8 protein-coding genes are annotated in these 10,543 nt (G+C 68.5%); 6 read left to right on the forward strand and 2 right to left on the reverse strand.

The genetic code is table 11. The annotated features are described in order from the left end of the window. Positions 1-25: 25 nt before the first annotated feature. Together NN2_RS30815 and NN2_RS30820 are read right to left on the reverse strand one after the other, a co-directional pair. Entirely contained in the window at positions 26-967 is a 942-nt protein-coding gene (locus tag NN2_RS30815) for an RluA family pseudouridine synthase (RefSeq protein WP_063018227.1), read from the reverse strand. A gap of 144 nt (positions 968-1,111) precedes the next feature. Beyond that, positions 1,112-1,576 carry an MTB12 C-terminal domain-containing protein gene (locus tag NN2_RS30820; RefSeq protein ID WP_063018229.1) on the reverse strand — a complete coding sequence of 155 codons (465 nt, stop codon included), beginning with the start codon at positions 1,574-1,576 and terminating at the stop codon, positions 1,112-1,114. Between the two features lie 216 nt (positions 1,577-1,792). Here NN2_RS30820 and NN2_RS30825 point away from each other — a divergent pair, with 216 nt between their 5' ends. The 6 genes from NN2_RS30825 to NN2_RS30850 all read left to right on the forward strand — a co-directional run. Next, positions 1,793-3,082, forward strand: coding sequence for a SidA/IucD/PvdA family monooxygenase (locus NN2_RS30825; RefSeq protein ID WP_063018231.1), 1,290 nt, complete (start codon positions 1,793-1,795; stop codon positions 3,080-3,082). Between the two features lie 56 nt (positions 3,083-3,138). Further along, the gene (locus NN2_RS30830; protein WP_063018233.1) at positions 3,139-4,080 is read left to right on the forward strand and encodes a methionyl-tRNA formyltransferase; all 942 of its coding nucleotides are present in this window, start codon (positions 3,139-3,141) and stop codon (positions 4,078-4,080) included. Next, positions 4,077-7,235 (forward strand): non-ribosomal peptide synthetase, encoded by a 3,159-nt coding sequence (locus NN2_RS30835; RefSeq protein ID WP_063018235.1) that lies wholly within the window; start codon positions 4,077-4,079, stop codon positions 7,233-7,235. Before NN2_RS30830 ends, NN2_RS30835 begins: the two co-directional genes overlap by 4 nt. A gap of 62 nt (positions 7,236-7,297) precedes the next feature. After that, complete coding sequence (locus NN2_RS30840) at positions 7,298-8,299, forward strand: ABC transporter substrate-binding protein (protein WP_063018237.1); 1,002 nt, start codon at positions 7,298-7,300, stop codon at positions 8,297-8,299. Between the two features lie 13 nt (positions 8,300-8,312). Further along, positions 8,313-10,016: a condensation domain-containing protein gene (locus NN2_RS30845; protein ID WP_063910922.1), complete on the forward strand. Its 1,704-nt coding sequence runs from the start codon at positions 8,313-8,315 to the stop codon at positions 10,014-10,016. Beyond that, positions 10,013-10,543: condensation domain-containing protein (locus tag NN2_RS30850; protein WP_245658923.1), on the forward strand; the 531-nt coding region annotated here is incomplete at its 3' end. The genes NN2_RS30845 and NN2_RS30850, both read left to right, overlap by 4 nt.

The following is a 10,543-nucleotide window of genomic DNA, read 5'->3' on the forward strand; positions in this document are numbered from 1 at the left end:
GCTCGCCGGACGGAACGAGTCGCCGCTATCCGGTCGCTCCGGCGCTCCAGCCCGCGTAGTCCGTCCACGCCTGCAGCGTCCGGGTGGTGTCGAATACCCGCTCGGCCCCGCTGATCGGGTCGGTGAAGGCGAGCCGTGCGGCCAGCAGTTGCAGCGGCCGGGTGAAATCGTCCACGGGGCGATCGGTGAGGTCGGGATAGAAGTCGTCCCCGAGGATCGGGATTCCGAGCCCGTTCATGTGCAGCCGCAGCTGATGGGTGCGGCCGGTGTGCGGGCTCAGCCGGTAGCGGCCGAGGCCGTCGCGGTGCTCGATCAGCTCGACCAGCGTTTCCGCGTTGGGCTCGCCCTCGACCTCGAAGGCGCGAAGTACGGTGCGCTCCTTGACGATCCGGCTGCGCACCGTGCGGGGGAGGGTGAGTTCGGGATCGTAGGGTGCGATCGCCTCGTACTGTTTGTGCACCCGGCGCTTGTGGAACAGAGTCTGATACGCTCCGCGCCGCGCCGGATCGACGATGAACAGGATCAGTCCGGCCGTGGTCCGGTCCAGCCGGTGCGCGGGCACCAGATCCGGAAGGTCCAGATCGCGCCGCAACCGGACGAGTGCGGTCTCGAGGATGTGCTGCCCGCGGGGAATCGTGGACAGGAAATGCGGTTTGTCGACGACGAGCAGGTGGTCGTCGCGATGCACCACGGTGACGTCGAACGGCACCGGTGTCTCGTCGGGGAGATCGCGGTGGAACCACACCGCGCCCCCGGGCACATAGGGTGCGTCCGGCACGATCGGTCCGTCGAGATCGACGATGTCGCCATCGGCGAGCATCTCGTCGATGCGCGCGGCGGGGACCCGGGGGAGCCGATGGACCAGATGGTCGCGGATGGTCGCCCAGGTTCCGTCTTCGGGTAACCGCAGCCGCGCCGGATCGAGTCCGTGGCGCTTGGGCAGCGGCGGCTGTTGCCGGCGTCGCACACATCGACCCTAGTCACCGCCGCGATCGGGGGCCGCGGCGGCCGCCGCATGGAGACGGATCCTGCCCGGGCTGTCATCGCGCCGGCGCCGGTTCCCGGAGTGCGCGTCGGCCGCGCATCCGGGACCGGCACTGCGCGTGCCGCACTAGACGGTGCAGGGCAGGTTCGCGTAATAGGCGATCGTGCACTCGGATTCGCGGGTCAGCTTCCAGGTGCCGTCGATGTCCTTCCACTTCAGCTCGATGTACATGGCATCGAAGCCGGGGACGTTGATCTGCAGGTTGTGGGTGAGGGTGTCGCCCTGGACGTTCACGGGCGCAACGGCCTGCCACTGGAATCCGGGCACCGTGGCCATCACGCCGCCGACCTGGTCGACCAGGCCCAGCCCGGCCTCGCCGGCCTCCAGCTCGTTGGCGCGGGCGGACCGCGAACCGTTCGGGTCGAGCACCAGCTCGAGCTTGCTCTGCAACTCGCCGACACCCGGGGCGGCGGCGTGGACGTGGGCGGCGATCGGCGCGGCGACGGCCGGGGTCACGGAGGCGACGCCGCCGGCGAAGACCACGGCGGCCAGCGAAAACGCCGCAACGGCACGGGATTTGATCTTGATCATGGTCGTATCCGATCAGTTGTGGGACAGGAGTGCCGTGCCTCGCAATCGTTCCGCAAGGGCTGGCACCACTAAGCAATATAAGGTAAGCCTATGCAAAGGTAGGTAGTACTCAGTCGACTTCGGGCGGATCCGCTCTTCCCGATATGTCGGATCTGCCCAGCTGAACGCCCCGGCGCCCGGCTGAGCGGTGGCTGGAATCACAGAACGGGAGTACCAGTGAAGACGCTTCTCGTGGTCGGAGCCGGGCCGAAAGCGATGGCAGTGGCGGCGAAGGCTCGGGTGCTGCGGGACCTGGGGCTACCCGCTCCACGCGTGGTGGTGGTGGAACCCCATGCGGTGGGCGGTAATTGGCTGCCCAGCGGCGGGTGGACCGACGGCCAGCACCGGCTCGGCACCAGCCCCGAGAAGGACATCGGCTTCCCGTACCACTCCACCTGGGCACGCGGCCACAACCGCGCGATCGACCGGTCGATGATCGCCTACAGCTGGAATTCCTTCCTGGTCGAGAACGGCACCTATGCCGAATGGGTCGACCGGGGCCGGCCCAATCCGCACCACCACGTCTGGGCCAACTATCTGCAGTGGGTCGCGCGCAAGGCCGAGGTCGAGATGGTCGTGGGCGCGGTGCGCCGGATCCGCCCCGCTGCCGACGGCTGGCTGGTCTCGGTGGCCGACGGTTCCGGTGTGGAGACCGAAATCGATTGCGACGGACTGATGATCACCGGCCCGGGCGACAGCCGCCGCGCGCTGGCCGAACATCCGAAGGTGCTGAGTATCGCGGACTTCTGGAATCTCGCGGGTAAGCGCCGGCTACCGGTCTCCTCGCGGGCGGCGGTGATCGGCGGCGGTGAGACCGCGGGCTCGGCGGTGGACGAGCTGGTCCGCCACGACGTCCTCACGGTCTCGGTGATCTCGCCCGCGGCCACCATCTACACCCGCGGTGAAAGTTATTTCGAGAACGCGCTGTTCAGCGATCCGGCGAAGTGGCGGGCGCTGAGCCTGCAGGAGCGCCGCGACGTCATCCGCCGCACCGACCGTGGTGTGTTCTCGGTACGCGTGCAGGAGAACGTGCTGGCGGACAATCGCGTTTATCATCTCCAGGGCCGCGTGGTCCGGGTCGCCGAGCGCGGCGAAGGAGTGGCGCTCACGCTGCGCAACGAACTGCGCCCCGACCAGATGCATGCCTTCGATCTGGTGGTCGACGCCACCGGCGGCCAGCCGCTGTGGTTCCTGGATCTGTTCGATTCCGATACCTCGGATCTGGTGGAACTGGCGGTGGGCGGGCCCATCACCCATGCCCGGCTGGAGGCGGCGATCGGCCACGATCTGGCGGTGTCCGGCCTCGGCGCCAAGCTCTATCTGCCGAATCTCGCGGGGATGGCGCAGGGGCCGGGATTTCCGAATCTCAGTTGCCTGGGCGAGCTTTCGGATCGCGTGCTGGGTGAGGTGCCGACCCGCCCGGCCGTCGTGGCGGCCCGGGTCGCGGCCGGTCGGCGCCCGGAATGATTACCGAGCTAACAGTAGGCTAGGCTACCCTTAGTTCGAGGGAAGAGGTTCGGTTCATGCGTATCGTGTCGTTCGGTTATCAGACCTGGGGTCGTACCACGCTGCAGGCTCTGATCGACTCGGAACACGAGGTGGTGCTCGCGGTCACCCATCCCGCGAGTGAACATGCCTACAAGGGCATCTGGTCCGATTCGGTCGAGGAGCTCGCCCGCGAACACGGCATTCCGGTCCACCTCACCGAGCGGGCCGATGCGGAGACCATCGATCTGGTCAAGCGTGCGGAGCCCGACATCATCGTGGTCAACAGCTGGTACACCTGGATGCCGCCGGAGCTGTATCTGATGCCGCCGCACGGCACGCTGAACCTGCACGATTCGCTGCTGCCGAAGTTCACCGGTTTCTCGCCCGTGCTGTGGGCGCTGATCAGCGGCGAATCCGAATTCGGCCTGACCGTGCACCGGATGGACGAACAGCTCGACACCGGCGACATCCTCGTGCAGCGTTCGCTGCCGATCGGCCCGACCGCCACCGGAACCGAACTCGTCCTCGCCGGAATGGAATTGATTCCGGGAGCGCTGCGGGAGGCGCTGAGCGCGATCGAATCCGGCACCGCGGTCTGGCGGCCGCAGGACAAGGCCGAGCGCACCTATTTCCACAAGCGTTCCGAGCGTGACAGCCGCATCGACTGGCATTGGGACGCAGAGGATCTGGAGCGGTTCGTGCGCGCGCTGTCCGAGCCGTATCCGCGGGCGTTCTCCTACTATCGGGGCGAGAAGGTGGAGATCACCGCTGCCGCCCTGTCGCAGGCCCGCTACGGCGGAACCCCCGGGCGAGTCGTCGTGCAGGAGGGCGGTGGCGTGGTGATCTGCGGGCCGGACGCACATCGCGGCGGCAATCTCGGTCTTCTCGTGACCCGGGTGCGCACCGCCGACGGCACCGAACACGACGGCGCCGCATTTTTCGCTCGCGGTGGTTATCTCACCGACGCCCCGCGATGACCGCGCTGTCGGCGCAGGAGCCGGCCGCGGGGAAGTTGTCGGCGGGGCAGCGCCGGATCTGGTTCCTGCAGACCCGTGATCCGCAGGACACCACTCTCAACTGCTGTGCGGTCTACCGGCTCACCGGTGCCGTGGACGCGGATCGGTTGCGCTCGGCAATCGCCGGAACCATTGCGCGGCAGGATATTCTGCGCACCATCTACACCGTCGGCGAGGACGACGAGCCGCGGGCCGTGGTGCGATCCGACGCGACGCCGTCGTGGCAGGAGGTGGATCTTCGTGATCTCGCCGATGCCAGTCGCGAGCGCCGGGCCGAGGTGCTGATCCGCCGCGAGGCGGGGCGACCGTTCGATCCGTCGTCCGAAACTCCGTTGCGCTGCTTGCTGATTCGCACGGACGAGCGGCGGTTCCTCCTCACTCTCGTGGTGCATACGATCGCGTGGGACGAGGCCTCCTGGCAGATATTCTTCGACGAGGTCGGTGCCCGCTACGACGCGGCGACGGTTCCGGCCGCACCGGAGAGTCGTGGAGACGACCGTGTGCGCAGCCTTCGTGATGCCGAAGGCAGTGGCGCCCCTGCGCCGGCGACCGAGGTCGCTCGCAGCTATTGGCGAAACGCGCTCTCGCCCTTGCCGCAGCCGTTGGAGTTGCCGGGCCGCGTCGTCGCGCCCCTGCCCTCGCTGCGCACCGCTCGGATCCGCGCCGAATTGCCGGCCGACGTGGCCATGCGGGTGACGGAGTTCGCGCACCGGGAAGGAGCTACACCCTTCACGGTGCTCCTCGCCGCCTTCGACGCGCTGATCCACCGCTACACCGCCGCAACGGATTTCCTCGTCTGCGTACCGGCCACCGTGCGGAGCGCCGACGACACCGGTATCGGCTACTTCGGCAATACGCTGCTGCTGCGTACGACGGTCGACCCCGCGGACAGCTTCCTCGATTGTCTGCGCGAGGTGAACGACCGTGCGGCAACAGCTTTCGGGCACCGTGGCACGCCGATCGATCAGGTGATCGCCGACCTCAACCCCGAGCGCGGCAGTGGTCGCGACGGGCTGGAGCAGGTGGCCCGCATCGAATTCGGGATCCGCCGGACCGCGTCGCTCACCCTGGACGGCATCGCGGCCACGGCGGTCGATGTCGGCAGCCCGACGACCCGGATGCCGCTGTCGCTCACCGTGATCACCGCCGGCGACGTAGCCGAGCGAATCGAAATCATCTATCAGGCAGACGAATTCGACCCCCGTATCCTCGAGCAGTTCCTCAACCACTATGTACGCGTGCTCACCGTGGCGACCGCCGAACCCGAGCGTCGCATCGGCGAGCTGGACATTTTCGGAGTCCGCGACCGCGCGGACATTCTGGAGCAGTCCCACGGTGAACTCGTCCCCGTCGCACCCACCACGCTGGTCGATCTGTTCGAGCGGCGGGTGGCGGCGGATCCCGGTGCGGTCGCACTCGTCGATGCCCGCGACGGAGATCGCGAGCTGAGCTACGACTACCTGAACCGGCGCGCGAATCGGTTGGCGCACCAGCTGATTCGACAGCGGATCGGCGCCGAGGACGTGGTAGCGCTGCGGCTGAGTACCTCCGTGGATTTCGTGGTCGCCGTCGTCGCGGTGCTGAAGGCCGGTGCGGCCTATCTGCCGATCGATCCGGCCTATCCGGCGGATCGGGTGGAATTCCTGATCGCCGATGCGCGGCCCGCGCTGGTCCTGGATGCCGAGGATCTGCGGGCCGCGGAACGGGCCTCGCGCACATCGCCGCAGCACGATCCGCGCGACAGCGATCGCGTGCGTCCGCTGCGTCCCGGCAACCTCGCCTACGTCATCTACACCTCCGGCTCGACCGGAACGCCGAAGGGGGTCGCGGTATCCCACGCGGCGATCGCCGAACATCTCGTGGGGTTCTGTGCGCAGTGGGGGGTGGGCGCCGAGGATCGGCTGCTGCAATCCTCGTCGATCAGTTTCGACGCCTCGCTGCTCGACATCTTCGTACCCCTCACTCTCGGCGCCGGCCTGGTGATTCCGAAGGTGAACGCGTTCGACGACATACCGTATGTGGCGGAATTGATTTCGCGCTGCGGCGTGACCGTGCTGCATATGGTGCCGTCCATGCTCAGCACCTTGCTGATGCTGCCGGAGGTGAGCCGGTGGCGCGCGCTGCGTCATGTGCCGGTCGGCGGCGAGGCGCTCTACGGTGAGGTCGCCGACCGCTTCGCCGGCATCTTCGAGGCCGAACTCCGCAACCATTACGGGCCCACCGAGGCGGTCGTCTCGGCCACCCATCACACCGTGGAGGGCCCGCAGGGAACCCGGATCGTGCCCATCGGCCGTCCCAACCGCAACGTCGCCCTGTATCTGCTGGACGAGCGGCTGCAACTGGTCCCCACCGGCGTGGCAGGCGAAATCTACCTCGGTGGTGCGCAATTGGCGCGCGGCTATCTCGGCCGCGCCGCGGCAACCGCCGAACGCTTCGTGGCCGATCCGTTCGCCCCCGGACAGCGGCTCTATCGCACCGGAGATCTGGCGCGCCGCAACGGAAACGGTGAGCTCGAATTTCTCGGCCGCGCCGACGAACAGGTCACGGTGCGCGGCCACCGCATCGAACTCGCGGAGGTGCAGGCCGCCGTCGGCGCCCATCCGGATGTCGCGCACTGTGTGGCAGCCGCGGTGACCGATGACGTGCTCGGCACGGTACTCGCCGCCTACCTCGTGCCCGTGCGCCGCGAAAACGGCAGCGCCGCAGTGGATCCGGAATCGGTGCGAGCGCATGCGGCGGCGGTGCTGCCGCCGTACATGGTGCCGGGCGCCTTCGCGATCATCGACGAGATTCCGCTGACCGAACACGGAAAACTCGACCGCCGCGCCCTGCCGGTGCCACAGCGGTCGCCGGTGGAGCCGTATCGGGAGCCGAATACGGCGGTGGAGACGCGGATCGCGGAATTGTTCGGGCGGATGTTCGGCCGCGAGCGGATCGGCGCCGAGGATTCGTTCTTCGAACTCGGCGGTCATTCCCTGCTGGCGGTGCGGCTACTGGCCTGGATCCGAGCCGAATTCGGCGTGCGGATCGGTGTGCGAGCGCTGTTCGACACTCCGACGGTGGCTGGATTGGCGGCCCGAGTCGAGGTATCGACGGCCAGTGTTAGCTTAGCCTAAGCTACGATTCCGAGAGGGTCGGGATCGCGAGTCGCCCGGAGCGAAGTACAAGGAGCTGTGCAATGAACTCAGGTCGAACATCCGCGCGTCGCGGAGTCCGAGCACGCGCCGCGGTGCTGCGAACCACGTTGCCGGCGCTGATTCTGGGGCTGGTGACGGCCGTGGCCGCCTGTGGATCCGGCGCGGACGACACCGATTCCGGTGCGGCCGTGACGATCGAGCACAGCATGGGGAAAACCACCGTCGACGGCACGCCCAAGCGCGTGGTGACCCTCGGCCCCGCCTGGCTGGACGCGGCCGTATCCCTCGGGGTCACCCCCGTCGGCTATCTGGTGCCCGGCGCCGGGGCGGGGATGACCGTGCCGTGGTTGCCGCAGTCGCTGCCGCAGCAGTCCAAGGCGCTGAACATGGGCGGCGACGTCGTCGAGCAGATCGCGGCACTCGAGCCCGATCTCATCGTGGCGCCGGGCTACCTGATGGACAAGGCCATGTACGACAAGCTGTCCAAGCTGGCCCCGACCATCGGCCCGCTGACTTCGGCCCAGATCGATCCGTGGGAGGACCAGGTCCAGGCGCTCGGTAAGGCGCTGCACAAGCAGGACCAGGCCGGCAAGGTCGTCGCCGATGTGCACGGCAGGATCGACGCCGTCGCCGCGAAGCATCCGGGCCTGAAGGGCAAGAGCTTCCTCACCTGCATGCTCACCACGCCCACCCAGCTGATGGTGCTGGCTGATCCGAAAGACGGTTCCGCCCAGGTGTTCACGCGGCTCGGGATGACCATGCCGGCGAAACTCGTCGCCGAGGCCCCCTCGGGTGGACGGCTGGCGCTGTCGCCGGAACGGCTCGGGGATCTGACCTCCGATCTGCTGGTGTGCGGCGCGGCGCCGGGCCTGCAGGAGAAGTTCACCCAGCTGCCCGGTTACGCGGATCTGCCGTCGGTGCGCCAGGGCGGAATCTCGTTCGTGGACATGATCACGATCAACGCCATCAACCAGCCGACCGCACTGTCGGTGCCGTATCTGCTCGACAAGCTCGAACCGACGCTCGCCACCGTCGGCAAGTAAGGACTGATGACCCATGTCTGATTCGCCCGTGCCGAACACGACCGCGCCGGCCACGACTGCTCCGAACAACGCTGCGGCCGCGCCGGAGTCGCGAACGGGCGGGCGTGGCATCCCGTTGTCCCTGGCCCAGCAGGCCGCGCTGCTGCCGGAACGACTGCGCGGCGTCGCGGCGACGAATCTGTTTCTCGCCTTGGAGATCACCGGCGACCTCGAACCGGCCGCCCTCGACCGCGCCGCGGTGGCCGCGGTGAGCCGGCACGAGATTCTGCGCACGGTCTATCCGGACGATCGCCGGATTCCGTACCAGCGCGTCGTCGACGCACCCTTGACGGTGGTCGAAACGGTCGCGACCGCGTCGTCGGAACTCGACGCCGCGCTGCGCTCGGATGCCGCGCACCGCATCGACCCGGTGCGCGAGCTGCCGATCCGAATCAGACTGCACCGCACGACCGATCGGGACGTCCTGTCCCTCACCGCTCATCCCGTAGCCGCCGACGACCGCAGTCTCGAGCTGCTGGCGGCGGAACTGCTCGGGGAAACGACAGCCGAGCAGGTGACGCAGTACCGCGGCTACGCGATGGCGCAGATGAAGTCGCTGGTCGCCGTCGCCGCCGCCGATCCCGACCTGGGGTACTGGCTGGACCGGCTCGCCGATCTGCCGGAACGGGCAACCCTGGCAGTGGCCGGAAATCCCGGCGCGGAATCGGATCCGGCCGCCGCCGCGACCGCGACCCGCACCCTGCGGATTCCGGCGGCTGCCTTCGGCGACCGCGACGCCGAACTGTCCGTGGTCGCCGCGCTGGCCGCAGTGCTGGGCGCGGCGGGTCTGGGTGGTGATGTGCCCGTCGCCATCGTCGATGCGGGAAGGTCCGGGGCACACGCTGATTCGGCGCTCGGTGCGTACGCGAACCATCTGGTGCTGCGGATCGATACCGGCTCGGCGCCCACCGCGCGGGCACTGCTGGAGCAGGTCACGGAGCTGTCCGTCGTCGCCCGAGCCCATGCCGCGGCCCGGATCGAGCGGATCACACATCAGCTGCGTGGCGCCGTCGCCGTCGCCGCCGGTGCGCCGTTCCAAGCGCTGGTCAACCGCCGAACCGAGGTGGTCGGTGCGAACGCGCGTGAGATCGCCCGGCGGGTGGCGCGGCCGCACGGAGTCGATATCGTCGCCGACGTCGTCACCGGAGGCGAAGAGGTAACGGTGATTCTCGAATTTCCGCCGGTACTCGCCGGGCGCACCGAAATCGATGCGCTCGCAAGCGGTCTCGAGCGGTGGCTGCTGAATCTCGCGGAGCCGGAGACCGCGCTGCCCGATGGCGAGCTTCCGACGGTGTTCGAACGCGCCGCGGCCTACCCGGGCGGCACCGGGCTCGGCGGACAGCCCAGCACCGATGCCGAACGGCTGATCGCCGACACCATTCGCGAGGTGCTCGAACTCGACGCGGACGACGAGGTGGGCCGCGCCGACACCTTCTTCTCTCTCGGCGGTGACAGCATCGCCGCGCTGCGCATGGTCACTCTGCTCGGCGAGCGCGGTTATGTGCTGGACGTGCAGAAGGTGTTCGAATTCCCGGCCGTGCACGAGATGGCAGCCCAACTGACCGAGGCCGAGGCCGCCCCGGCCGCCGAACAGAGCGCACCCGTCGCGCCGATGAGCGCCTCCGGACTGGACTCGGTCGCGCTGGCGGCACTCGGCAAGAAGTTCGCCGCGCGGTGAGCGAGGTGGAGATTCTCGACGTCGTCGCGCTGTCCCCGCTGCAGCGCGGGCTGTATTCGGTCAGTTCGATGGCACAGGGCATCGATCCCTACCTCGTGACCTTCGCGGTGCGAGTGGAGAATCTGGCCGATCCGGCGGCCTTGCGTGCGGCCTTCGACGGCGTGCTGCGACGTTATCCGCATCTGGGCGCGGCCGTACTCGCCGAGGATGTGCCGCATCCGGTGCTGGTCATCACCTCGGAGGGGCGAATCGGCTGGCGCGAGGTGGATCTGCGCTCGGCCCGTGATCCGGAGGCGGCGGCGCGCGATCTCTACTGGCAGGAGGCGCGCCGGCGGCTCGATCTGGACCGCGGCCCGCTGTTCCGGGTGGTCGCGGCGCGCGTCGGCGAGCGCGATTACGAAGTGGTGTGCACCGCACACCATATCGTCGTCGACGGCTGGTCGATTCCACTGTTGTTCTCCGATCTGATCGCCCTGCATCGCGGGGAGGGCGCGGCGCTGCCGCCGGCTCCGCCGCTGCGCGAGCAC

The organism is Nocardia nova NBRC 15556 (genome assembly GCF_001613005.1).
Taxonomy (GTDB): Bacteria; Actinomycetota; Actinomycetes; order Mycobacteriales; family Mycobacteriaceae; genus Nocardia; species Nocardia nova.